At 47.8% G+C, this 25,622-nt stretch carries 22 protein-coding genes and 1 pseudogene; 17 read left to right on the top strand and 6 right to left on the bottom strand.

The annotated features are described in order from the left end of the window. The first annotated feature begins 110 nt into the window (after positions 1–110). Both G9F50_RS13675 and G9F50_RS13670 read left to right on the top strand, forming a co-directional pair. Positions 111–2,164: pseudogene (locus G9F50_RS13675) on the top strand (bifunctional metallophosphatase/5'-nucleotidase). Beyond that, positions 2,161–2,757: a class D sortase gene (locus tag G9F50_RS13670; RefSeq protein ID WP_060562074.1), complete on the top strand. Its 597-nt coding sequence runs from the start codon at positions 2,161–2,163 to the stop codon at positions 2,755–2,757. Before G9F50_RS13675 ends, G9F50_RS13670 begins: the two are co-directional and overlap by 4 nt. Here the strand turns inward: G9F50_RS13670 and G9F50_RS13665 are convergent. After that, positions 2,754–3,662: an RluA family pseudouridine synthase gene (locus G9F50_RS13665; protein WP_060562075.1), complete on the bottom strand. Its 909-nt coding sequence runs from the start codon at positions 3,660–3,662 to the stop codon at positions 2,754–2,756. The two genes, G9F50_RS13670 and G9F50_RS13665, sit on opposite strands and share 4 nt — an antisense overlap. Before the next feature lie 109 nt (positions 3,663–3,771). Between G9F50_RS13665 and G9F50_RS13660 the strand changes: the two genes are divergently transcribed. The 13 genes from G9F50_RS13660 (at position 3,772) to G9F50_RS13600 (ending at position 17,902) form a co-directional block, all read left to right on the top strand. Further along, complete coding sequence (locus G9F50_RS13660) at positions 3,772–4,167, top strand: DUF5365 family protein (protein WP_007408448.1); 396 nt, start codon at positions 3,772–3,774, stop codon at positions 4,165–4,167. Positions 4,168–4,297: 130 nt separating this feature from the next. Next, positions 4,298–4,720, top strand: a complete 423-nt coding sequence (locus tag G9F50_RS13655) for a CBS domain-containing protein (protein WP_007408449.1) — start codon at positions 4,298–4,300, stop codon at positions 4,718–4,720. Positions 4,721–4,848: 128 nt separating this feature from the next. Further along, complete coding sequence (locus G9F50_RS13650) at positions 4,849–5,538, top strand: HAD family hydrolase (RefSeq protein ID WP_003155347.1); 690 nt, start codon at positions 4,849–4,851, stop codon at positions 5,536–5,538. Then, complete coding sequence (locus tag G9F50_RS13645; protein ID WP_007408451.1) at positions 5,531–7,069, top strand: bifunctional GNAT family N-acetyltransferase/carbon-nitrogen hydrolase family protein; 1,539 nt, start codon at positions 5,531–5,533, stop codon at positions 7,067–7,069. Before G9F50_RS13650 ends, G9F50_RS13645 begins: the two co-directional genes overlap by 8 nt. Before the next feature lie 244 nt (positions 7,070–7,313). Further along, positions 7,314–8,666: an aspartate aminotransferase family protein gene (locus G9F50_RS13640; protein ID WP_101536288.1), complete on the top strand. Its 1,353-nt coding sequence runs from the start codon at positions 7,314–7,316 to the stop codon at positions 8,664–8,666. Between the two features lie 16 nt (positions 8,667–8,682). Next, on the top strand, positions 8,683–9,258 hold the full coding sequence (locus G9F50_RS13635) for a glycerol-3-phosphate responsive antiterminator (RefSeq protein WP_025649522.1): 576 nt from the start codon (positions 8,683–8,685) through the stop codon (positions 9,256–9,258). A gap of 172 nt (positions 9,259–9,430) precedes the next feature. After that, complete coding sequence (locus tag G9F50_RS13630; protein ID WP_020955562.1) at positions 9,431–10,258, top strand: MIP/aquaporin family protein; 828 nt, start codon at positions 9,431–9,433, stop codon at positions 10,256–10,258. A 16-nt stretch (positions 10,259–10,274) separates the two neighbouring features. After that, positions 10,275–11,765: a glycerol kinase GlpK gene (gene glpK, locus G9F50_RS13625; RefSeq protein ID WP_007409284.1), complete on the top strand. Its 1,491-nt coding sequence runs from the start codon at positions 10,275–10,277 to the stop codon at positions 11,763–11,765. Positions 11,766–11,902: 137 nt separating this feature from the next. Next, positions 11,903–13,570: a glycerol-3-phosphate dehydrogenase gene (gene glpD / locus G9F50_RS13620; RefSeq protein WP_003155341.1), complete on the top strand. Its 1,668-nt coding sequence runs from the start codon at positions 11,903–11,905 to the stop codon at positions 13,568–13,570. 139 nt (positions 13,571–13,709) lie between these two features. Further along, on the top strand, positions 13,710–15,452 hold the full coding sequence (locus G9F50_RS13615) for a phospho-sugar mutase (protein WP_007409283.1): 1,743 nt from the start codon (positions 13,710–13,712) through the stop codon (positions 15,450–15,452). A 145-nt stretch (positions 15,453–15,597) separates the two neighbouring features. Continuing rightward, on the top strand, positions 15,598–16,734 hold the full coding sequence (locus G9F50_RS13610; RefSeq protein ID WP_060562077.1) for a GAF domain-containing sensor histidine kinase: 1,137 nt from the start codon (positions 15,598–15,600) through the stop codon (positions 16,732–16,734). Beyond that, the gene (locus G9F50_RS13605; RefSeq protein ID WP_060562078.1) at positions 16,734–17,378 is read left to right on the top strand and encodes a response regulator; all 645 of its coding nucleotides are present in this window, start codon (positions 16,734–16,736) and stop codon (positions 17,376–17,378) included. Before G9F50_RS13610 ends, G9F50_RS13605 begins: the two co-directional genes overlap by 1 nt. Then, positions 17,378–17,902 carry an NADPH-dependent FMN reductase gene (locus G9F50_RS13600; protein ID WP_060562079.1) on the top strand — a complete coding sequence of 175 codons (525 nt, stop codon included), beginning with the start codon at positions 17,378–17,380 and terminating at the stop codon, positions 17,900–17,902. Before G9F50_RS13605 ends, G9F50_RS13600 begins: the two co-directional genes overlap by 1 nt. A gap of 13 nt (positions 17,903–17,915) precedes the next feature. Here G9F50_RS13600 and G9F50_RS13595 read toward each other — a convergent pair whose 3' ends face one another. Further along, positions 17,916–18,158: a YhdB family protein gene (locus G9F50_RS13595; protein ID WP_003155335.1), complete on the bottom strand. Its 243-nt coding sequence runs from the start codon at positions 18,156–18,158 to the stop codon at positions 17,916–17,918. Between the two features lie 190 nt (positions 18,159–18,348). On the opposite strand from G9F50_RS13595, the gene G9F50_RS13590 reads away from it, so the two are divergent. Next, entirely contained in the window at positions 18,349–18,672 is a 324-nt protein-coding gene (locus G9F50_RS13590) for a DUF3889 domain-containing protein (protein ID WP_031378436.1), read from the top strand. 47 nt (positions 18,673–18,719) lie between these two features. Here the strand turns inward: G9F50_RS13590 and G9F50_RS13585 are convergent, their stop codons facing one another. The 3 genes from G9F50_RS13585 to G9F50_RS13575 all read right to left on the bottom strand — a co-directional run bounded on the left by G9F50_RS13585 (position 18,720) and on the right by G9F50_RS13575 (position 22,435). Beyond that, positions 18,720–20,174: a C40 family peptidase gene (locus tag G9F50_RS13585; protein ID WP_060562080.1), complete on the bottom strand. Its 1,455-nt coding sequence runs from the start codon at positions 20,172–20,174 to the stop codon at positions 18,720–18,722. 179 nt (positions 20,175–20,353) lie between these two features. Further along, entirely contained in the window at positions 20,354–20,788 is a 435-nt protein-coding gene (gene nsrR, locus G9F50_RS13580) for a nitric oxide-sensing transcriptional repressor NsrR (protein ID WP_007610306.1), read from the bottom strand. A gap of 132 nt (positions 20,789–20,920) precedes the next feature. Continuing rightward, a complete protein-coding gene (locus G9F50_RS13575; protein ID WP_017417345.1) occupies positions 20,921–22,435 on the bottom strand; it encodes a mechanosensitive ion channel in 1,515 nt (504 codons plus the stop codon). Between the two features lie 169 nt (positions 22,436–22,604). Between G9F50_RS13575 and G9F50_RS13570 the strand changes: the two genes are divergently transcribed. Then, positions 22,605–24,011 carry a SpoVR family protein gene (locus tag G9F50_RS13570; protein ID WP_060562081.1) on the top strand — a complete coding sequence of 469 codons (1,407 nt, stop codon included), beginning with the start codon at positions 22,605–22,607 and terminating at the stop codon, positions 24,009–24,011. A 37-nt stretch (positions 24,012–24,048) separates the two neighbouring features. Here G9F50_RS13570 and G9F50_RS13565 read toward each other — a convergent pair whose 3' ends face one another. After that, on the bottom strand, positions 24,049–25,428 hold the full coding sequence (locus tag G9F50_RS13565; protein WP_033574463.1) for an alkaline phosphatase PhoA: 1,380 nt from the start codon (positions 25,426–25,428) through the stop codon (positions 24,049–24,051). Positions 25,429–25,622: the final 194 nt, after the last annotated feature.

Below are 25,622 nucleotides of genomic sequence, written 5' to 3'. Positions count from 1 at the left end.
CGTGGGGATTATTTACTATTTTGCGCCAGCGAAGACAATCTTTACAAAAAAGTGATGTGATTTTTAAGAAAATAAGCTAACGTATTTCTTAGAAGACAGGGGGGAAATAAATGAAGAAAAAAAGGGGTATGCGTCTTACGTGCTGTTTGCTGACGGTTTGTTTTATGATGTTCAGCGTGAAAGATGCGGAAGCAATCGGACAAGCCGGATTACTGAATGAAGCTGAAACAGATAAGGCCTATAAAGAACAGCAGACAGAAGACTCCGGCCGTGTCCCGCTCAGAATCATCAGCATGAATGATCTGCACGGAAAAATTGATCAGCAATATGAGCTTGACCTTAACGGAGACGGTAAACCGGATGGCACGTTCGGGCGGATGGACTACGCTGCAGCGTACATTAAAAAGGCGAAAGCCGAGAAAGAACACGCCTTTGTCGTGCATGCGGGCGATATGATCGGGGGCAGCTCTCCCGTGTCAGCCCTTTTTCAGGATGAACCGACAGTAGAATTGATGGAAGACATCGGTTTTGATGTCGGAACTGTCGGCAATCACGAATTCGATGAAGGAACGAATGAGCTTAAACGGATCATCAATGGAGGAGATCATCCGGACGGTAAGGGGACAAGCGGTTATGACGGCCAAAATTTCCCGCTCGTCTGCGCCAACTGTAAACTGAAGTCAGGGGAGTCCTTTCTGCCGCCGTATGAAATTAAATACGTTTCCGGAATTCCGGTCGCATTTATCGGGGTTGTAACCAGATCGGCGGCAGGCATGGTCATCCCGGACGGAATTAAAAATATTACGTTTACGGATGAGGTAAAGGCCGTCAATGACGCCGCCGCTGACCTGAAGAAAAAAGGAATTAAAGCAATCGCCGTGCTCGCCCATATGTCTGCTGAACAAAATGGCTCAGCAATCACGGGAGAATCCGCAAAGCTTGCAAGCGGAACAGACTCAGAGATTGATGTGATTTTCGCCGCGCACAATCATAAAGTCGTAAACGGGAAATCGACGGCAAGCTGATCGTGCAGGCATTTGAATACGGAAAAGCAATCGGTATCGCCGATCTTGAACTTGATAAAGAGTCGAAGGATATCGTGAAAAAATCAGCGGAAATCCAATATATCGATCAAAGTAAAATCAAGCCTGACCCGGCTGCGGCAGGCATATTAAGCAAATATGAAGAGAAAGTGAAACCGATTATCAGCGAAGCGGTCGGGGAAGCGGCCCATGATATAACGGGCGGGTATTCAAATGACGGCGACACGGCGCTCGGAAATCTGATTGCCGACGGTATGAAAGCGAAGATGAAATCCGATTTTGCGCTTATGAATGGGGGAGGCATCCGGGACGGCATAAAAAAAGGGACGATTACATGGGGAGACCTTTATAATGTACAGCCGTTCGGCAATGTGCTGACGAAGCTTGAAATCAAAGGAAAAGATTTGCGGGAGATCATTAACGCGCAAATTTCTCCGGTGTACGGTCCGGATTACAGCATCAGCGGATTTTCCTATACATGGAACCCGGAAACCGGACAAGCGGTTGATATGAAGATGGCGGACGGGACAGACATACAGCCCGAAAAAGGATATACAGTAACAGTCAATCAATTTATGGCGACGGCAGCGGGGGCAAAATACGGTCCGATCGGGAAACTCGGCAAGAATCCGGTGACGGGGCCTGAGGATTTGGAAGCGACAGTAGACTATGTCAAAAGCTTTTCCGTACCGATTTCTTATCAAACCGACGGCCGCATCCGCACGGCATCAGCCGCCGAAACACCTGATGACACCGGCAATCAGCCGGGAAGCGGGGAAACACCGGGCGGTACCAGGCCTGATAAAGGAGAAAAACCTCAAGCGGAAAAACCCGCTAAAAAACCGGATGCAGCAGAACAGCCTGATCAAACCAAAAAACCTGAACGTCCTGTCGTAGAAGAAACAGCATCTGATACAGTGCAGTCAATTCCCGAATCCCGTCCGGCGTCTGCCGCAAATTCGGAACAAAGCACAAAACAGACTGAAAGCGGCACACAAAAAGGCCGCCCATTGCCTGATACTTCAGCGGGCAGCCATCAGACGGCATTGGCCGGACTGGTGATCACGGGTGCCGGCGTATATTGGCTTTTCAGAAAGAAAAGGGGAACCCGCACACGATGAACAAACTGAAACATATTCCGCTTCTCGTCATCATCGCCGGTATCATCATCACATGTTACGGAAGCTGGAAGATCATTGATTCACATATGAAAACGAACCAATCGCTTGAAGAAGCAAAAAAAGCAACAGAACCTGTCTTGGAAAAGAAAAAAACAAAAAGCGCTGTGCTGACACAGCGCAAAAAAGAATTTCACCCCGAAACGGGTGAGGCAAGCGGCATTTTAGAAATCCCTGAAATCGACGCTGAGCTCCCGATCGTGGAAGGGACTGACGCAGATGATTTAGCAAAAGGCGTCGGACATTATAAGGACAGCTATTATCCGGGCGATCACGGCCAAATTGTGTTATCCGGCCACAGGGACACGGTGTTCCGCCGGACCGGCGAATTGAAAAAAGGAGACAGACTGAACGTGATTTTGTCTTACGGCACGTTTTCTTATAAAATCAGCCGTACAAAAATCGTCAGCCGGGATGATACATCTGTCATCACCCTTCAGCACAAGCGGGAGGAACTGATCCTGACCACTTGCTATCCGTTTTCTTACATTGGAAATGCGCCGAAACGATATATTATATATGCCGACCCGGTTTAAGAAAAATACGTTTCGGTAAAATGAGCCAGATCAGCCGGCATCGGCGCCTCGGCAACGATTTCTTCTCCTGAGATCGGATGGACGACACTGACTTTTTTTGCGTGAAGCGCCTGCCTGTGAAACAGCGTCCTGCTTCCGCCGTACAGGTCATCGCCCGCCAACGGATGGCCGATGCTTGCCATATGCACCCTGATTTGATGTGTTCTCCCGGTTTCCAGTTCAAGCTCTGCCAATGTAAGCTGCGCACCGGGATGATAGCCTTTCACTTTGTAATGGGTGACGGCGGCTTGTCCGCCGGGTGAGACGCGCCGTCTGACGGAATGTGACCTGTCGCGGCCGATCGGCGAGTCAACCGTGCCTTTTTTCGGCGTGACTTTTCCTTCCGCCGCGGCGATATAGGTGCGCTTTAATGTTTTGGTTTCGAGCTGACGGTCAAGGATTGCATGGGCCAGGCGGTGTTTCGCAAAAACGACCGCGCCTGACGTGTCACGGTCAAGACGGTGAACATGGCGCACTTTCGCCTGTTCGCCGTTGATTTGAAAATGGTAAGCGATCAGGTTGCTGAGGGTTCCGGTCTGACCCTCTTCATTTGGATGAGTCGGCATTCCCGCCGGCTTATTTGCAATCAGCATATGACTGTCCTCAAATAAAATGTCCGGCTCTCCGTATTCAGGAATCACCGAAGAACCCGTTTTTTCCTGAAGATCAATGAATAAGCGGTCTCCGGTTTTCAGTATGATGTTGTTTTTCGGGGATGTCCGATTCACCTGAATGCTTTTTTGGTTCATCCATTCCGTTATCACGGGTTTTGACGCCTGGAATTCAGATTTCAGGACTGAAAACAGCCATTGTCCGGCGTGTTTTTCCGTAATCAGGAGTTCCAGACCGCGGTCATTTTGTTTCATATCATAAAGCTCCTTTTCAAGCGGAAAGCGGCTGTTTCAATAGGAAACACTTACCTTAGCTTTCGCGTTTTTTTCTATGCTATTCTTGATAAAGATTAAGGATATTCACATGGCAAGAAAGGTGATTGATGTGAGAATTGTGAACGCAGCGACTGACGGACAAGAAAGCGCGATACAAGAGCTTTCCTCTGAATTGTTTCAAAATGTCTTTCCTCTTTATTTCTCCGAACTGGAAATTCAGCGCTTTAAAAAAAGGGGCGTATTGTCTTTACAAAACCAACGTTACCAAGGAACTTTAAAAGAAGCGTTTCAAATTATGGCTTGTCTGCAAACGGTACATATCATGCTGTCAAAGCCGCACCCCGTATATGACGTCAAAGAGCGGGCGCTGTTTGATAAAAATTGCGCTTTGCTGAATGAATGCGGAATGAATTTTCCCTTTACCTATGATGATTTCGAGACAGGGGCCGGATCAGAAGCCTGCGGTCACAGAAGGCTGATCTGACGGGTATAAAGAGCCTTTTGACAGGCTCTTTTTTGCTTCCTTGACATGATACCACAATTTCTTTCCTCTAACTCCCTTTATAATGAGTCAAATCCCCGAGCATAATAAAATGCGAAAGGGGTGCTTTACAATGAGTTCAATCAAACAATCAATGACTACCCACGTGGCTACCGTTTCTCCCAACCAAACGATCCAGGAAGCGGCTGCGCTGATGCACCAGCATAATGTCGGAGCAATTCCCGTCGTTGACGGAGGGGAATTAAAAGGAATGCTGACAGACCGTGATATCGCATTGAGAACAACGGCTCAAGGCCGCGACGGCCAAACACCTGTTTCACACGTGATGTCTTCTGCAGTTGTATCCGGAAACCCGGAAATGAGTCTTGAAGAGGCGTCACATCTGATGGCCCAACACCAAATCCGCCGCCTTCCCATTGTCGATCAAAATCATCTGGTCGGGATCGTTGCGCTTGGAGACTTAGCGGTCGATCAGCGTTCAAATGAGTCTGCGGGAGCAGCTCTTTCCAATATTTCCAGTCAAAACACACAGTAACGGATGAAGAGAGCTTGCACTCATGCAGGCTCTTCTTTCCGTCAGAATGTTACATTTTGAACGCGAAAGAAATTCACGGTATAGTGTATACATAGGTCAGTACGTTTTAGCTAAAGGAGCTGTAACCATTGATAAAAGCATTAATCTTTGATTTTGACGGGTTAATTTTAGATACAGAAACCCATGAATATGAAGTGCTGCAGGAAATGTTTGAAGAACACGGTTCAACATTGCCTTTATCCGTCTGGGGAAAGGTGATCGGAACGGCCGCGGGGTTTAAGCCGTTCGCATATTTAGAGGAGCAGCTGGGAAGAAAGCTCGATCATGATGAACTGACGGCGATCAGGCGCGGGCGCTTCGAACAGCGGATGAAGACGGAAACGGCGCGTCCCGGGGTGGAGGCTTATTTAGCCGCGGCAAAAGAATTAGGATTGAAAGTGGGGCTCGCGTCCAGCTCAGATTTTAAATGGGTATCGGGCCATCTGAAGGAATTAGGCCTGTTTGATGAATTTGAAGTGATTCAGACGGCTGACGACGTAGAAGAAGTGAAGCCGAATCCGGAGCTCTATCTGAAAGCTGCGGAACATTTAGGCGTTGAACCATCTGAATGTCTGGCCTTTGAGGATTCGGTCAACGGCTCAATCGCAGCCAAACGTGCCGGAATGAAATGTGTCATCGTCCCGAATAAGGTAACAAGCGCCCTGTTATTTGAAGAATACGATCACAGACTGGAATCGATGGCGGAAATGGAACTTGAATTACTCTTACAGCGATTGAACGATCAAAACGAACCGGCAGGGGGAAGCAGCATTGTCTGAGAAACTTGATCTGACCCGTTTTGAAAAGAAAATGGTCATACGGAATATGGAAGAGAAAGATATCAACAAAATAATTGAGCTGCAAAAGGATTGTTTTCCGGGGATGGAGCCGTGGGAGCCTGAGCATTTAATCAGCCATCTCGCGCACTTTCCGGAAGGTCAGTTTTGCGCCGAGTATGAAGGGGAAATTATCGGTTCATGCTCAAGCCTGATCATCAATTTCGATGAATATGATGACCGCCACACGTGGCAGGACATTACAGACGACGGTTATATCACGAACCACAACCCGGACGGATTGAATCTGTACGGGATTGAGGTAATGGTTCACCCGGAATACAGGCGGATGAAAATCGGACACCGGCTGTATGAGGCGAGAAAAGACTTGGCGAGACGATTGAATCTGAAAAGCATCATTATCGGCGGGCGGATTCCGAATTATCATAAGTATGCGGAAGAAATGACGGCGAGAGCTTATGTCGAACAGGTGACGCGCCATCAGATTTATGATCCGGTGCTTTCTTTCCAGCTGATGAACGGATTTACGCTCATGCGGATCAATCCGAATTATCTCCCGGATGACACCGCGTCCATTAAATATGCGACATTAATGCAATGGAACAATGTCGATTACCTGCCGCAATCGAAGCGCTATTACAAATCGGCATTTCCGGTGCGCATCTGCGTCATTCAATATGAAATGAAAAAGATTTACTCCTTCGAGGAATTTGCCAATCAGGTTGAATATTATGTCGATGTGGCTTCCGATGCGAGATCTGATTTCGCGGTGTTCCCGGAAATTTTCACGACGCAGCTCATGTCTTTCCTCGAGGAGCGTTCTCCGAGTCTGGCCATTCAGAGGATTACCGAATATACCGAGGACTATATCAGCCTCTTTACAGATCTCGCGGTGAAATATAATGTCAACATCATCGGCGGCTCCCACTTCGTTGAAGAAGAGGGGAAAATTTATAACATCGCCTACTTATTCAGACGTGACGGCACGATTGAAAAACAATATAAGCTTCACATTACGCCGAATGAGCGGAAATGGTGGGGCATCAGCGCCGGAGACAGGGTGCGCGTATTTGATACGGACTGCGGAAAGATCGCCATTCAGATCTGTTACGATATTGAATTTCCGGAGCTTGCGAGAATTGCCGCGGATCAAGGGGCGAAAATTATCTTTACGCCGTTCTGCACTGAAGACCGCCAAGGCTACTTGCGCGTAAGGTACTGCTCTCAGGCGCGAGCGGTTGAAAACCAAATTTACACCGTCATCTCAGGTACGGTCGGAAACCTGCCGCAAACAGAAAATATGGATATTCAATACGCGCAGTCAGCCATTTTTGCTCCGTCTGATTTTGAATTTGCCAGAGACGGAATCGTCGGTGAAACGAATCCGAATATCGAAATGGTCGTGATCGGGGACGTGGACCTTGAAATCTTAAGAAGGCAGCGTGAAAACGGAACCGTGCGCCAGCTGAAAGACCGGCGCAAAGATATTTACCGGATTACGCATCTGAAATAAAAAAAACGCCCGCTCCGCTTAAGGGGCGGGTTTTTTTATAAAAACACTTGCACCGGCCCCGGTTTCGGGATATGCTCTTGTAGCCCTTTCGCTTTCTGGGAGAAAGCGTTTTTTTAATTGCCGCCGCTTTATTGACTCGCCCATGCCGCGCCTTTATATTCTTATTAAGAGGAAAACTTCACCAAGAGAATCGGCGTCAGAAGCCGGGCAGCTTTCGATACAGTGCAATGATATTGAAAGGGAGATGAGCGGTGTGGAACATGTACAAAAAAATCAGTCACTCAAACAAAAGGATAAAGAGCTGATTTGGCACGCGATGAAAGGGGCGGAGCCGGATGACAGCATAATCGTCCAAAAAGGGGAAGGCGCCTGGGTTACGGACATTGACGGCAGACGGTATTTGGACGGCATGTCAGGCCTGTGGTGCGTCAATATCGGATACGGGAGAAAGGAGCTTGCCGATGCGGCTTACAGCCAATTGAAGGAGCTTCCTTATTATCCGCTGACCCAAAGCCATCAACCCGCGATTGAGCTTGCGGAAAAACTGAATGAATGGCTCGGCGGCGATTATGTAATCTTCTTTTCCAACAGCGGATCGGAAGCAAATGAAACCGCGTTCAAAATTGCCCGCCAATACCACATTGAAAACGGCGATCACAGCCGCTTCAAATTCATCTCCCGGTACAGAGGCTATCACGGCAATACGATGGGGGCGCTCGCCGCTACCGGCCAGGCGCAGAGAAAATATAAATATGAGCCGCTCTCACAAGGTTTTTTGCACGCGGCGCCGCCTGATCTTTATCGGAATCCCGGCGATGCCGTCACATTGGAAAGCGCGCATGAAATCGACCGGATCATGACGTGGGAGTTAAGCGAAACGATTGCCGGCGTTATTATGGAACCGATTATTACAGGCGGAGGGATACTGATGCCCCCGGACGGGTATATGGCAAAGATAGAGGACATTTGCCGCCGCCACGGCGCGCTTCTGATCAGTGATGAAGTCATTTGCGGTTTCGGCCGCACGGGAGAGCCGTTCGGATTTCAGCATTACGGCGTTTCACCGGACATCGTCACAATGGCAAAAGGCATTACGAGCGCTTATCTGCCGCTGTCGGCAACGGCAGTAAAACGGGAGATTTTTGAGGCGTATTCGGGCGGTGAGCCGTACGGCCGCTTCCGGCACGTGAATACATTCGGAGGCAATCCGGCAGCCTGCGCCCTTGCTTTGAAAAACCTGCAATTGATGGAGGACGAACATCTGATCGCCCGCTCCCGGGAGCTTGGAGAACGGCTGCTCCGTGAGCTTGAGCCGCTCAAAGAACATCCGGCGGTCGGCGATGTACGGGGCAAAGGCCTTCTTGCCGGCATTGAGCTCGTCAAGGACAAAATCACGAAGGAACCCGCTGATGCCGCTCTTGTGCAGCACGTCATCACCGCGTGCAGAGAAAAAGGCCTGCTTGTCGGGAAAAATGGTGATACTGTAGCGGGATATAATAATGTCATTCAGCTGTCTCCGCCTTTTTGCCTGTCCGACGAGGAGCTCTCTTTCATCATTTCGACCGTCAAGGAAAGCGTGCTGAGCATTGATTTTTAAAGTAAAGGAGTAAAACATGAGTTTTCACAACCAGAAGATTCTACCGGCTATCCGGAACATGAAGCAATTCGATGCATTTTTAGAGAGTCCGTTCTTATACGGCGTCATTTTAGATATCCACCTCGGTCAATTAAAAGGTGTCGTGAATGAAGCGAAAAAACACGGAAAACTTCTGATGGTTCACGTCGATTTAATTCACGGCATTAAGCATGACGAATACGGTGCGGAGTTTATTTGTCAGGATATCCGGCCCGCGGGCATCATTTCGACGAGATCATCAGTCATCGTCAAAGCGAAACAAAAGAAAATATACGCGATCCAGCGTCTGTTTCTCTTGGATACGAGCGCCATGGAGAAAAGCATGGAATTCGTCGGAAAGCATAAGCCTGACTTTATCGAGGTTCTCCCGGGCATCGTTCCGACTTTAATCAGAGAAATTAAAGAAATGACGGGGATTCCGATTTTTGCCGGCGGCTTCATCCGCACGGAGCAGGACGTTGAAAACGCCTTGCAGGCAGGAGCCACGGCCGTGACGACTTCAGACACCGAACTATGGGCTAAATATGAACATTCTATGACAAAAAAAGATTGACACCGCTTACACCCATTGTTACAATAGACCTAGGTTAATACTATGTGATGGAGACCCGGAGACCCACAACAGCTCTTTACGGAAGCAATAAAGCGTAAAGCGGTTTGTTGTGGGTTTTTTATTCTCTATAACTCTGTCAAACCTGCTATTATGTCATTTAGGAGGAATGATGATGACAGCATTTTGGGGAGAAGTAATCGGTACAATGCTGCTTGTTATTTTCGGAGGCGGCGTTTGTGCGGGAGTCAATTTAAAGAAATCGCTTTCATACCAATCCGGATGGATTGTTATTGTATTCGGCTGGGGATTGGGAGTAGCCATGGCGGCATATGCCGTCGGCAGCATCAGCGGCGCCCACTTGAATCCGGCTTTAACGATAGGCCTTGCGCTTGAAGGCAGCTTTCCTTGGAAAGAGGTTCCTGTTTATATTGCGGGACAGATGATCGGAGCAATGATCGGTGCGGTTGTTGTATACCTTCATTATCTGCCGCATTGGAAGGCGACGGATGATCCGGCCGCTAAACTGGGCGTTTTCTCGACCGGCCCGAGTATTCCTCATACATTTGGGAATATGATAAGTGAAGTCATTGGTACGTTTGTGCTTGTGCTCGGCATTTTGGCAATCGGAGCGAATGAATTTACAAAAGGGCTGAACCCGCTGATTGTCGGATTCCTCATCGTTGCCATCGGGATTTCTCTTGGAGGGACGACCGGATATGCGATCAACCCTGCGCGGGATTTGGGGCCGAGAATCGCTCACGCCTTTCTGCCGATTCCGAAAAAAGGGCCGTCAAATTGGAAATATGCCTGGATTCCCGTAGTCGGTCCGATCATGGGCGGTGCGTTCGGCGGCGTATTTTACAATGCCGCGTTTAAAGGAAATGTGACACCTAGCTTTTGGTTTGTAAGCGTTATAATGGTTGTAGTGCTTTTCATACTCTATATTTATACCAAGAAATCTCAATCACAGAAAACATTATCAAATTCTGAATATATTTAAAAAGGAGAGCGGCATCATGGAGACCTATATTTTATCAATTGACCAAGGCACAACAAGTTCAAGAGCGATTCTTTTTAATAAAGAAGGAAAAATCGTGCATTCCGCTCAAAAGGAATTCACACAGCATTTCCCTCAGCCGGGCTGGGTTGAGCACAATGCGAACGAAATCTGGGGATCGGTGCTCGCCGTTATCGCGACTGTGATCTCCGAGTCCGGAATCAGCGCTGATCAAATTGCCGGCATCGGCATCACGAACCAAAGGGAAACGACGGTCGTATGGGATAAAGATACCGGAAAGCCGGTATACAATGCGATTGTGTGGCAATCGAGACAAACATCCGGCATTTGCGAAGAGCTTCGTGAAAAAGGATATAATGATACATTCAGAGAAAAAACGGGACTTTTGATCGACCCTTATTTCTCAGGAACGAAAGTCAAATGGATTCTTGACAATGTAGAAGGCGCGCGGGAAAAAGCGGAAAACGGAAGTCTTCTGTTCGGAACGATTGATTCATGGCTCATCTGGAAAATGTCCGGAGGGGCGGCGCACGTAACGGATTATTCCAACGCTTCAAGAACGCTGATGTTTAATATACATGAATTAAAATGGGATGACGAGCTGCTTGATATTTTAGGCGTGCCGAAATCAATGCTGCCGGAAGTGAAACCGTCTTCTCATGTGTACGCGAAAACGGTTGATTATCATTTCTTCGGTAAAAACATCCCGATTGCGGGAGCGGCCGGAGACCAGCAGTCTGCGCTGTTCGGTCAGGCGTGCTTTGAAGAAGGCATGGGGAAAAACACATACGGCACAGGCTGCTTTATGCTGATGAATACCGGAGAAAAAGCCATCACTTCTGATCACGGCCTTCTGACGACAATCGCCTGGGGATTAGACGGAAAAGTCGAGTATGCACTGGAAGGAAGCATCTTTGTCGCAGGTTCTGCTATCCAATGGCTGAGAGACGGCATGCGGATGTTCCAAGATTCAAAAGAAAGCGAGACATACGCAGAGCGTGTGGATTCCGCTGACGGTGTTTATGTCGTGCCCGCTTTCGTCGGATTAGGCACACCGTACTGGGACAGTGACGTGCGCGGCTCAGTTTTCGGCCTGACACGCGGAACGACGAAGGAGCATTTCATCCGGGCTACGCTTGAATCTCTCGCTTATCAGGCGAAAGATGTGCTTGATGCCATGGAGGCTGATTCAGGCATCTCTTTAAAAACATTGCGTGTAGACGGCGGAGCGGTAAAAAATAACTTCCTCATGCAGTTCCAAAGCGACTTGCTTGATGTGCCGGTCGAACGTCCGGAAATTAATGAAACGACGGCGCTCGGTGCCGCGTATTTGGCCGGAATCGCTGTCGGCTACTGGAAGGACAGCACTGAAATCGCTGATCAATGGAACCTTGATAAGCAATTCAAACCGGAAATGGAAGATGAAAAACGCGATGAATTGTACGGCGGATGGAAAAAAGCAGTAAATGCAGCTATGGCTTTTAAATAAGATAAAAATGTGGTATACTGAAAACAAGTTAATAGGAACGGTCCTGAGATGAGGAGAGACCACAGCACCAAAGTGATAACTGCGCTTTGGCTGTTGTGGTCTCTTTTTCTATACCGTGACAACAAGGAGGAAACGTAATGATGAATCACCAATTTTCAAGTTTGGAACGGGATCATATGCTGGAAGACATGACTAAAAAAACATACGATCTGTTTATTATAGGGGGAGGTATTACGGGTGCCGGTACGGCGCTTGACGCTGCTTCAAGGGGAATGAAAGTCGCTTTGAGCGAAATGCAGGATTTCGCGGCCGGCACATCAAGCAGATCCACAAAGCTTGTCCACGGCGGTTTGCGTTATCTGAAGCAATTTGAAGTCAAAATGGTTGCAGAAGTCGGTAAGGAACGTGCCATCGTGTACGAAAACGGCCCGCACGTCACGACGCCGGAATGGATGCTGCTGCCGTTTCATAAAGGCGGCACGTTCGGTTCATTCTCTACTTCCATCGGCCTGCGTGTGTATGACTATTTAGCGGGAGTAAAAAAATCAGAGCGCAGAAGCATGCTGTCTGCTAAAGAAACGCTGCAAAAAGAGCCGCTCGTCAAAAAAGACGGCTTAAAAGGCGGAGGCTATTATGTAGAGTACCGGACGGACGATGCGAGACTGACGATTGAAGTCATGAAAGAAGCCGTTAAATTCGGTGCGGAGCCTGTCAACTATTCTAAAGTGAAAGAACTGCTTTATGAAAAAGGAAAAGTTGTCGGCGTTTTAATTGAAGATCTGCTGTCAGGCAAGGAATACAAAGTTTACGCCAAAAAAATCGTCAATGCGACAGGTCCGTGGGTCGACGAGCTGAGAGAAAAAGACCACAGCAAAAGCGGGAAACATCTTCAGCACACAAAAGGGGTCCATCTCGTATTCGACCAATCCGTATTCCCGCTTAAACAGGCGGTGTACTTTGATACGCCGGACGGCCGGATGGTGTTCGCCATTCCGCGTGAAGGAAAAACATACGTGGGTACGACCGATACGGTTTACAAACAAAAACTTGAGCACCCGCGCATGACGGTGCAGGATCGCGATTATGTCGTCAGCTCCATCAATTATATGTTCCCGGAACTGAACATTACGGCGGACGATATTGAATCAAGCTGGGCCGGCCTCAGACCGCTTATTCACGAAGAAGGGAAAGACCCGTCTGAGATCTCTCGTAAAGATGAAATCTGGACATCTCAATCAGGCCTGATTACGATCGCCGGAGGAAAACTGACGGGCTACCGTAAAATGGCTGAGCACATTGTCGATCTTGTCCGCGACCGCTTGAAAGAAGAGGGCGGCCAGGACTTCGGAGGCTGCAAGACGAAGACGATGCCGATTTCCGGCGGACATGTCGGCGGCTCTAAAAACTTCGAGTCATTTGTGGAAGCAAAGACAAAAGACGGCTTGAAAATCGGTTTATCACAGGAAACCGCTAAGCAGTTAGCCATCAGATACGGCTCTAACGTTGAAAATGTATTCAGCCGGATTGAGGGTCTGAAAGACGAAGCGGAAAAACGTCAGATTCCGGTTCACATTTTGGCTGAAGCGGCTTACAGCATCGAAGAAGAAATGGCTGCGACACCTGCTGATTTCTTCGTCCGCAGAACGGGAAGACTGTTCTTCGACATTAAATGGGTGCAAACGTATAAAACGGCCGTGATTGATTACATGAGCGACCGATTCCAATGGAATGACGAAACGAAAGAAAAACACACTGAGTGGTTAAATACGCTGCTGCACGACGCGGTTGTTCCGCTCGAACAATAATAACCGGAGGGCTGTGCCGAAAAGGCATGAGCCCTTCTTTTATCTTTTTACATAAAGCATTTGGTTAAGTTATCAAGTGACACGGGCAGCCGCTTCATATTAAAATATGGTCATAAGCTGAAATTATAGGAGGACGAACATGAGTTGGAGTAAGAGTTACGAACGCTGGAATCAGGCCGAACAATTAGATTCAGAATTGAAAAAATTATTGGCGGACGCAGAAGGAAACGAGCAGCTGCTGGAAGATTTTTTCTACAAAAATCTTGAGTTCGGAACAGGAGGCATGAGAGGAGAAATCGGGCCGGGTACGAACAGGATGAATATTTACACGGTCCGCAAAGCATCCGCCGGACTTGCGGCGTATATCGCGAAACAGGGGGAAGACGCGAAAAAAAGAGGGGTTGCGATCGCATACGACTCCCGTCATAAATCTCCTGAGTTTGCGATGGAAGCTGCAAAAACCCTTGCTTCCCAAGGCATTCAAACATACGTATTTGATGAGCTCCGCCCGACGCCTGAGCTGTCTTTTGCGGTGAGAAAGCTGAACGCTTATGCCGGTATCGTCGTGACGGCCAGCCATAACCCGCCTGAATATAACGGATATAAAGTGTATGGCGATGACGGCGCACAGCTGCCGCCGAAAGAAGCGGACATCGTCATTGCGGAAGTGAATGCCATAGAAAATGAATTAACGATTCAAGTTGAAGATGAACAGTCACTGAAAGAAAAAGGTTTGATTAAAATAATCGGTGAAGAAATTGATAAACCGTATACTGAAGAACTGACTTCCATCTCCGTACATCCCGAGCTTTCGGATGAAGTGGATGTCAGCGTCGTGTTCACTCCGCTGCACGGCACGGCAAATAAACCGGTGCGCCGCGGTCTTGAAGCACTCGGTTACAAAAACGTCACCGTCGTGAAGGAGCAAGAGCTGCCGGACCCGGATTTTTCAACCGTCAAATCGCCGAATCCGGAAGAGCACGCGGCATTCGAATATGCCATTAAACTCGGAGAAGAACAAAACGCTGATATTCTCGTCGCTACGGACCCGGATGCCGACCGTCTCGGCATTGCCGTAAAAAACAGCGAAGGCAAGTACACAGTGCTGACGGGAAACCAGACAGGCGCGCTTTTATTGCATTACCTGCTTTCCGAGAAGAAAAAACAGGGCGCCCTTCCTGAAAACGGTGTCGTCATGAAAACGATTGTCACGAGCGAATTGGGCCGCGCCGTCGCTTCATCGTTCGGATTAGATACGGTTGACACACTGACAGGCTTCAAATTTATCGGTGAAAAGATCAAAGAATATGAAAAATCAGGCCAATACACATTCCAGTTCGGGTATGAAGAAAGCTACGGCTACTTAATCGGCGATTTCGCACGTGACAAAGACGCGATACAGGCTGCGCTGTTAGCCGTCGAGGTATGCGCCTTTTATAAAAAGCAGGGCATGTCGCTTTATGACGCGCTGCTGTCCATTTTTAAAGAATACGGTTATTACCGTGAAGGCTTGAAGTCATTGACGTTAAAAGGAAAACAGGGAGCAGAGCAGATTTCCGCTATCCTGACTTCCTTCCGAAACGATCCGCCGAAGCAGATGGCCGGAAAACAAATTACGCAGGCTGAAGACTATTCAACGGGAAAACGGACTGTATTTGCCGATCATCATGAAGAGGATATTGATCTGCCGAAGTCAAATGTCCTGAAATATTTCCTTGAAGACGGCTCTTGGTTCTGCCTTCGTCCATCGGGAACGGAGCCGAAAGTGAAGTTCTATTTCGCCGTGAAGGGAACTTCTTTACAAGACAGCGAACAGCGTCTTGCCGCATTATCTGAAGCCGTCATGAAAACGGTGGATGGCATAGTGGAAAAAACGAAATAAACAACAAACCGCCGGAAGCGACATCCGGCGTTTTTTTTATACGCCTCATCCGAAAGTATGAGGAAAATTCATGCTGAAAACAAAGGAATATACAGAAAAGAATTGATATAATATGGATAATTCTGATTGGCCGGAGTGAGGGAAATTGACGAAAACGACGGTAGAAACGTTAAAAACGTTAAAAGCGATTGCGGAAACCTTAAACCAAAGCCACGATTTAAAGGAAGCGCTTGATAAAGTGCTTCGCGAACTGCTCAGCCTGACCGGTCTGCAGACAGGGTGGATTTTTCTGATTGAGCCGGACGGATCTTATACGCTCGCCGCATCCGCTTATTTACCGCCGGCTCTCAGTCAGCGGGAAAATGCACTCATGTGCAGCGGGGAATGCTATTGTCTGACCAAATTCAGCAATGGCGGATTGACAAAGGCCGTAAACATAATGAATTGTAAACGGATTGAATTCGCGGAACAGACGACGAACTGCCGCGATACGGAGGGCATTACCCATCATGCGACCGTACCGCTTGAGGACGGCGGCCGGAAGTTCGGTTTATTAAACGTCGCCGCAAGCGAAAAGACATTTTTCAACGAAGAAGAACTGCATCTGCTTGAAGCGGTTGCATTTCAAATCGGAACGGCGATTCAGCGGATGAAATTGGCCGAATTTGAGCAGCAGAACGCCCTGTTGATGGAACGAAGCAGACTTGCGCAAGAGCTGCATGATTCCGTCAATCAGATGCTGTTTTCTGTCAGCTTAACGGCAAAAGCCGCAAAGAGCTTTACAGATGATGATCGGCTCCGGCAGATGATTACGTTTATTCAAGAGCTGTCGCAGGATGCGCTAACAGAAATGAGGGCGCTTATTTGGCAGCTGAAGCCGGAAAGTTTGACGAAAGGGCTGTATGCGTCGATCAAAAGCTATGCCGCTCTTATCGGCCTGGAAGCCGTTTGTGAAATGGAGGATGAGCTGGAGCTTACAGATGAACAGGAACACGCGCTTTGGCGGATCGCCCAGGAAGCCTTGAATAACTGTAAAAAGCATGCGGGAACGGACCGGGTTATCATTTCCGCCGTTAAAAAGCCGGATTGCGCTGAGCTTCACATTAGCGACCGTGGAGCGGGCTTCAGCGCTGATGCGCATGCTGTGCTCCCATCGCTCGGCGTGGCCGGCATGAAAGCGCGGGCTGAAGCAATTGGCGGCCGCTTTACACTGCAATCCGAGCTTGGCGCCGGAACGATTGTCTCCGTTCGGCTTCCGTTTCGGGACAGGAGGTCTGATTGATGAAAATTGTGATTGCTGATGATCATCACGTTGTCCGCAAAGGACTGCGCTATTTCTTCGCCACTCAGGAAGACATTGAAGTTGTCGGTGAGGCGTCCACCGGTACTGAAGTGCTTCAGCAAGCTGAAAAGACAAAGCCGGACATCATTCTGATGGATTTATCAATGCCTGATATGGACGGCATAGAAGCGGCAAAAATTGCGGCTGAACGATTTCCGGACATCAGTATCGTCGTTTTGACGAGCTATTCTGATCAGGAGCATGTCATTCCCGCCCTTAAAGCCGGCGCAAAAGCGTATCAGCTGAAAGACGCCCAGCCCGATGATTTAGTGAAAACGCTTCGGGAAGTGTATTCCGGACGTTACCGGCTGTCGGCGGATATTGTGCCTCACGTGCTGACCCATATGGTTCAGGATGATCAGGATAAGGAAAAATATGATCAGCTGACCCCCCGTGAAAAAGATGTTCTTCAAGAAATAGCCAAAGGAAAAAGCAATAAGGAAATTGCGGCGGCACTGTTTATTTCAGAAAAAACAGTGAAGACCCACGTGTCCAACCTGCTGTCAAAGCTGAATCTTTCCGATCGGACGCAGGCGGCATTGTATGCGGTAAGATATAATGTTTTTGGAAAGGCGGTAAAATGATGAGCATATTAGTGATCAGCGGAACACCGAGAAAAAACGGGCGGACTAGAACTGCCGCTTCTTATATAAGAGATCGGTTTCATACCGATTTTATTGATTTGAGCGAAAGTGAACTGCCGCTTTATAACGGTGAAGAAGAACAGAACGAGCTGCCTGCAGTGCAAGAGTTAAGGCGGCAGGTGAAAAAGTCGGCGGCCGTCGTCTTATTATCTCCCGAGTATCACAGCGGCATGAGCGGCGCTTTAAAAAACGCCATCGATTTTTTAAGCAGCGATCACTGGGCTTACAAACCGGTGGCAATCATTGCCGCGGCGGGCGGAGGAAAAGGAGGCATGAACGCGCTGGCGAATATGCGGACGGTCATGCGGGGCGTCTATGCAAATGTCATCCCGAAACAGCTGGTCTTAGACCCGATTCACATCGACATGGAGCGCCGGACCGTATCTGAGGATATGGCTGTCAGCCTGAAAGAGATGATCGAAGAGCTGAATATGTTCACAAACACAAGAAATCCCGGCGTCTGACGCCGGGATTGTTTTATGTCAGCATGGCTAATTGATCTTCATAAGCGAGCTCTGTCGCATGATCAATATACCCGAGAAGGGAATACAGCTCTTTTTCAAGCACCGCATGATCATATTCGAAATGATACGCGTGCAGAAAGTGCTCAATACGCTTTGATAATAAATCATCTTTTGTACGAACCATCAAAATTAATAAATTGTCCCATTGAGACCGGTGTGTGTAATACAAGGCTTTGTCATAATCGGCATGATCCATCTTACGCTTCTCCTTTCAATGAGAAGTTCTCCGTTAGTTTATGCCGTCGAAGACCGATGCAACGGGGGAAAAGTTGGTGCCCTTATCACAGCGGCATAGCAATATGAGGGAGACATAAAATAAAACCGCATATCCGTCTCTTCTTTGGACACGCTAAGATTGACAAAAAACGACTCAGGAGAATATAAAGATGAAATCCCTTCCATTTGTGCTTGCCCTCTTGTTTTGCGGCATTCTCATTGCCTCGATCGCTGAAAAAGGGCATACAGAACACCTTGATCCATCAGTTGAAAAATGGGAACAGCTCGCATGGAACCAGCTTGAACGTGAATACAAGGGGGCCGAGCTTACCGATTATTCGTACATGGGCCGTACAAAAGTGAACCGGGAACAGACGAAAGACGTGTTTCGCGTAACGGTGCAAACAGCAAAAGAAACGTTTTCATCCCGTGCTGAAGTGTATTTCCATCCCGTAACAAAACACGTGATCAGCATTAATATTTTCAGACTGTAAAAAAAAAAGCTGCACAGCCTTATTGAGGCCGTACAGCTTGTCAGATATCAGAAGAAACGTTTTGCGCCGAGGTAACGCTGTTTCCAATAGGAATTGTTCATGCTGGAAATAACGACACCCGAATCGTTGGCATTAATAAACTGGCCGTTCCCGAGATAAATACCGACGTGGGAAGGTCCGGCTTTATAAGTTGAGAAAAAGACAAAGTCACCGACCGCCGGCTGGCTGACTGATGTCATCGTATTCCAGTAGCCTGCGGCTGAAAGTCTGGATACAGAAGTGACCTTATTGAGAACGTAATAAATGAAACCGCTGCAGTCAAAGCCTCTCGGCGTCGTCCCGCCCCATACATACGGTACGCCCAGCTGAGCTTTTGCGGCATCGATCATTACATTAATCTTCGCGCTTGTTGAACCTGTGCCGCCTGTGTTGCCGGACTGATTTGGTGTCGTGTTTGTCTGCTGCCCGGTAATCGTCAGCTTTTGCCCGATTTGAAGAACATCTGTTTTCAGATTGTTTTTCTCGCGGATCTGCTGGGCGGTCACCTTGAACTTTTGGGCGATCACCCATAAAGAATCCCCGCTTTTCACGGTATATGTAGTGGTTTTCCCTGTATTTCCGGACTGGTTCGGAGTTGACGGTGAAGTCGAAGAGCCGGAAGATGACGTTTTGGTCAGCTTAAGCACTTGTCCGACCTGCAGCATGTCTGACGTCAGTTTGTTGATGCTTCTGATTTGCTGAACCGTCATATTGTATGCGTTTGCGATTTTCCAGAGTGAGTCTCCGCTTTTTACTGTATAGGAGGACGTTTGCGTCTGGTTTTTATTTTGGTTTGAATTGTCTTTTGACGGCGTGTTTCCCGAAGAAGACGTTCCTTTTGTTTTCAGGACTTGGTTTACGTAGATCGTATCCGTTTTTAAGTTGTTTAATACTTTGAGTTCCGCAATGGTCATATTGACGCTGTTTGCGATCTTCCATAGTGAATCGCCGAGTTTGACTTTATACGTCCCGGAAGATGATGACTGCTTTTTGCTGCTGTTTGAGCTGCTGCCCGGTGCGGTTTTTTTCTGATCGGTGCTTGAGGAAACTTTCCCCGTCACTTGCAGCTTCTGTCCGGCGCGGATTAAGTCGCTTGTCAGACCGTTCAATTTTTTCAGTTCCTGTACGGACATTTTAAAATCAGATGCGATCAGCCACAGCGAGTCGCCGCTTTTCACTGTATAGACACTTTTAGTCGTGCCGCTGTTCTTTGAAGATGGCTTTTTGCTGCCGGAATCTGATTTGCCGTTAGGAATGTTGAGTGTCTGCCCGATAGAAATAACGGTGGATTTTAGATGATTCGCTGATGTAATGGCATCCACGCTTGTATTGTAGTTTTGGGCAAGCTTCCATAATGAATCTCCGCTTTTAACCTTAATCGTTTGTGCTTCTGCCGGTGTTACAGCTAACGCAGACCCGACGATCGCAGATGCAGTCAAACCGACCGCTACCTTTTTTTTCATAATGAATCTCCCTTTTCCTGCGATGATTTTACTATCCCCATTCGTTGCAGCCGCAAGGTGAGGATATCAGTAATGATAATCTTTATATCGGCACTTGTCTGCAATCGTTTATCATATTAATAGAAATAGTCCTTTTTTCTTATGCCGGCATAAAAAAAAGAAGGAATGCGGGCATTCCTTCAGCTTCTGAGCAGTCTCATAATCTCCTCTTTGTTTTTGACCAGATCCCTTAACGTATATTTGTCTAAAACGGCCAGGTAAGCTTGCAGGGCTTCATTCAGAAGGTTCTTTAAGTTGCAGGCGGGAGATATGATACAGAGATTTTTTTTGGAGTCAAAGCATTCTACGATGTTAAAGTCGTCTTCTGTATTTCGAACGACTTCTCCAATGTTTATGTCTTCCGGTGTCATTCCTAATCGGATTCCGCCTCCCCGGCCCCGGATCGTTTCAACATACCCGAGCTGGCCGAGGCGGTAAATGACTTTCATGAGGTGGTTTTTAGAGATGGAATAAGTATCTGCGATTTCTTTTATGTTGGAAAGTTCGTCGGAATGTCTGGAAGCCAAAAAAATCAAAACGCGTAAAGAATAATCGGTATAGTTCGTTAATTTCATAGAATGACCTCGAAAAAAGAGATTTTGCTTCTGTTACAGTCTATCATATATGAATCTAAAATGAAAAAAAAGGAATTTGCCCCCTTAACTCAAAAAAAAACGTGCGCTCCTTCTGAGCACACGTTTTTTTCGTTAAGACATCGGCGGCTTCCGATCGTCAGCCGATTGATGTTTTTCAATTTTGCGATCCAATTTTGCGAGATAACGGGAGGCAAATTCTTTTCCGCCAAGCCCGAATGAAAGTCCGAAGGCAAGCGCGAAACCGCCCAGAATCAGAATAAACGCGGCATTTACGATCGTGTCGGCGACACCGAGCTGATCCAGCGCCATAAAGATTGAGAGAGTGATAATGGTATATTTCGCAAGCGGCGCCAGGAATCTGAATTCCTTTCCGCTCAGCATGCCGGCAAGCAGCCTGCTGACGAGCTGTCCGGCCAAAAGTCCGATTCCGAGAATAAATACAGCGGCCAGAACATTAGGCAGGTAAGCGATAATACCGGTTGCGATAACGACGAGAAATTCGAGATGAACAAGCTGCAGCGCCTCTGCCGTAAAGAGCAGGACGATGATGATCTGAACAATCATGCCGACCGTCTGAGAAAGCGTCAGCTTCGGGGTGCCCGCCTGTTCAAAGCCCATTTTACCGAGAAGAGAGTCGAAACCGGCCCGGTGCAGGAGCCCGGATACAATGCTGTTGACCCATTTTCCGACCCAGATGCCGGCGATGATCAGCACAATACCGATGATGATATTAGGTAGCATTGTGAAGACCGTGTGCAGCATGGCTGACGCCGGTTCAGAAATACCCGCCACATCAAGCCGGTCAAGCGCAGAGATGATCACCGGGATGAAAATCAGCACGTAGACAATCGTTCCGATGATTGCCGACAGGCTCGTATCCTTCAGATAAATAGAAAGCCCCATACGTGCGGCGAGCCTTTCCGTGCCGATACTCGCCAGAAAGTTTGTGACGATATCACGGACGAGACGGGCAACAAGCCAGCCGATTAAAACAATCAGCGCCGCGGCGAATAATTTCGGTATAAAGGACAAAACGCTTTGAATCATATTTGTAAACGGCCCTGACACTCCGCTGATCTGGAGAGCGGACAAGACGCCGGGCAGAAACAAGAGCAAGACGAAGTAAAAAACGATTCGTGAAGCGGCCGTAACGGATCTGCTCATCTCCGCTTCATCAGACACCATTGTCCATTTTCTGAGCCGGCCGTTTTCAGCGAGTTTCATGCCCGCTTTTTTGACGAGATAGCTGAAAAGCGAAGCGGCCGCCCAGCCCACGAGCAGAATCAAGCCGGCTTTTAAGACGCTCGGCACAGCCGCCGTTATCGCCGACAGCATGCTGACAAAAGGCGAAGCCACGGTTGTCAGATGCAGAATGTTAAAGAATAGAATAAAAACGATGATTAATGCGATAAAATAAATGACTTTACTGATGACTTTTTCTGAGGAATAGCGCGCCGGCTTTTTTTCGGCAAAGAGCCTGTCGTCGATTTTTGTTTTTTGCAGGCCTTTGTATACGGCTTTTTCAATGATTTTGGCAATGCCCCAGCCGATAAGCAGGACGAGCAGTGCAATGATCAGATTCGGGAGTTTGCTGAGATACGTCGTAAGCATGTCTGCTGTATTCAAGTAGAATCGCTCCTTTTCTTTTTGGGGTATGGTGTGTGTTTTACCCACTTACATATAAAGCAAACGGGGCGGATGTGCCGAAAGTTTTCAGTCGGAAACCGGCCTGTTATTTCATCTTTTGAGAGGAGGGGTCATACATTATAAATAAGTCCAAGTAGGGGGGATTCGCTTGAACGCGGAGGAGACAAAAGGTTTACAGCGGGCAATTGAGGAAATAACCGATATTGCGAAGGGTTTCGGCCTTGATTTCTACCCGATGAGATATGAAATTTGTCCGGCTGAGATTATTTATACATTCGGCGCGTACGGCATGCCGACGAGATTCAGCCACTGGAGTTTCGGCAAACAATTTCATAAGATGAAACTCCATTATGATCTCGGTTTGAGCAAAATTTATGAACTTGTCATTAATTCCAACCCTTGCTACGCTTTTTTGCTGGACAGCAATTCGCTGATCCAAAATAAATTAATTGTAGCCCATGTTCTTGCCCATTGTGATTTTTTCAAAAATAACTGCCGCTTTCAAAATACGAACCGGGACATGGTTGAGAGTATGGCGGCTGCGGCGGAGCGGATTAAGCATTATGAAAGAATTCACGGGATAAAAGAGGTGGAGTCCTTTTTAGATGCCATTCTGGCGATTCAGGAGCATATCGATCCGTCGCTTGTCAGGCCGAAGCTGCTGTGGAGCGTCGATGACGAAGAGGAGGACGAAGAAGAAACCGCGGCATCGCCTTACGATGATTTATGGGGAATGGATAAGCCGAAGCAGGTGAAAAAGAAAAAAGGGAAAAAACCGTTTCCGCCCCGGCCGGAAAAAGATATTCTGCTGTTTATCGAGGAACATTCGCGAGAGCTTGAACCGTGGCAGCGTGACATTTTAACCATGATGAGAGAAGAAATGCTGTATTTCTGGCCTCAGCTGGAAACGAAAATCATGAACGAAGGCTGGGCATCCTATTGGCATCAGCGGATCATCCGCGAGCTTGACCTGACTTCAGATGAAGCCATCGAATTTGCGAAGCTGAACGCAGGCGTCGTTCAGCCCTCAAAAACGGGAATCAATCCGTATTATTTAGGACTGAAAATTTTTGAAGACATCGAAGAGCGTTATGACAACCCGACAGATGAAATGAAAAAAACAGGGGTAAAGCCCGGGTCCGGCCGCGAGAAAATGTTTGAGGTCAGGGAAATTGAATCGGATATATCGTTTATCCGCAATTATTTGACGAAAGATCTCGTCATGCGTGAGGATTTGTATTTATTCCAAAAGCAGGGCAGGGACTATAAAGTGATCGACAAAGAATGGAAGGCCGTGCGCGACCAACTCGTGAACATGCGGGTCAACGGGGGATTTCCTTATCTGACCGTCAATGACGGGGATTACCTGAAGAATAATGAGCTTTATATTAAACATTGGTATGAGGGAATTGAGCTTGATCTGAAATACTTGGAGAAAGTGCTGCCGTATCTGTACCAGCTGTGGGGCAGGAGCGTGCACATCGAATCTGTTCTTGAAGACAGAGAAGTGATGTTCTCGTATGACGGCAAAGGAGTGCACCGGAGATATCTGTAAAAGAAGAAAGGATGCGGGGAAACCCCCGCATCCTTTTTTATTTTCCGTGTTTCAGGATGTGAAAAATCTTTTTGGCCTGGTCCGTGTTGTTTAAAAGCCCCGTAAATGACTCTCTTCCCGGACCGTATGCGTAAACGGGAACTTCTTCGCCCGTATGATCGCCGGTTGTCCAGCCGCTGTTGGTTTTCGCATTAAAAAGCTTAATGATCGATTTGTAGACGCTCTTGTCAGCATCCTGTTTTGCGGCCGTTTCGATCTGTTTGATTTCCGCTTTTGACCATTTCAGGTCTGTATAACGCGCAAGCACGGAAGATACGGATTTGCCCGCTTTGATTTGGTCAGCCATAAATGCCGGGGTTTTTTTGGCGGCAAGAATCGGTTCAACATGCCAGTTTTTATCGTCATTCGCGCCGATCGTCAATCCGCCGGTGGTATGATCAGCCGTGGCAACGACAAGCGTATGTTTGTCCTTTTTGGCAAATGCGATCGCTGCTTTATACGCTTTTTCAAAATCCTTCATTTCACTCATTGCGCCGACTATATCATTGTCATGTCCCGCCCAGTCTATTTGGCTGCCTTCGACCATTAAGAAGAACCCTTTTTTATTCTTGTTCAGCCTGTCGATCGCCGCCGTTGTCATGTCTTCTAATGAAGGGACGGCGTTTGACCGGTCGATTGCTTTATCGAGTCCGCCATCGGCAAACAGGCCGAGAATCTTCTTGTTACGATCTTTTTTCAGCTCCTGTTTTGATGTCACATAGCTGTATCCCGCTTTTTTGAAATCCTTTGTTACATTGCGGTCTTTACGGATAAAGTTTGATTTGCCGCCTCCGAGGAGCACATCGACTTTTTGTTTTCCGTTGATGCGGTCATCAAAGTAGCTGCTTGCGATGTCATTCATGTTCTTTCGGGATTTGTTATGGGCTCCGAATGCCGCAGGGGTGGCGTGGGCAATCTCCGAAGTTGCGACAAGTCCGGTGGATTTCCCTCTTTGTTTCGCTTCTTCGAGGACGGATTTGACCCGCTTTCCTTTTTTATCGACTCCGATCGCCGCGTTATACGTTTTTACGCCCGTGGCCATTGCCGTGCCAGCCGCCGCGGAATCGGTAATATTGGAATCAGGATCGTCAGGATAAGTCATCATCATACCGGCGAGATTGGGGTCGAATGCCGTCAGTTTCATACCATCCGAAGGCTTTCCTTTGTTAATGACCGAACGGTAGGCGTTCATATAGGGAGCGCCCATTCCGTCGCCGACCATGAAGATGACGTTTCTGATTTCGTTTTTGTCAGGCTGTTTTTTTGCCGCAGCCTGTTCAGAGTGCTGAAACCCCGCGCCCGCAATCAGACCGGCTGTCAGCACGGATACGGCTGCCGCCGGCAGAAGTTTTGATCGAACCTGTTTAAATAGACTCATTCTCACTCGTCCTCCTTTAATCGTGTCTGCATGTCTAATGGTAGGGGGTGTTTGTAAAGAGCGCCTGTTTCTCCTGTAAATTTCAGGTGAAACATTGTTAGAAATGTAAATTCCGGTGTAACTTATGTTTTCAAGAAAGGGTGAAAACCATTCACTTTTTTGAAAAAGACGAGGATTTTTTTAACAAGGAGTTA

Source organism: Bacillus sp. EKM206B (genome assembly GCF_011066015.1).
GTDB classification, from domain to species: domain Bacteria; phylum Bacillota; class Bacilli; order Bacillales; family Bacillaceae; genus Bacillus; species Bacillus velezensis.
This window is presented reverse-complemented; position numbering and strand designations above follow the sequence as displayed.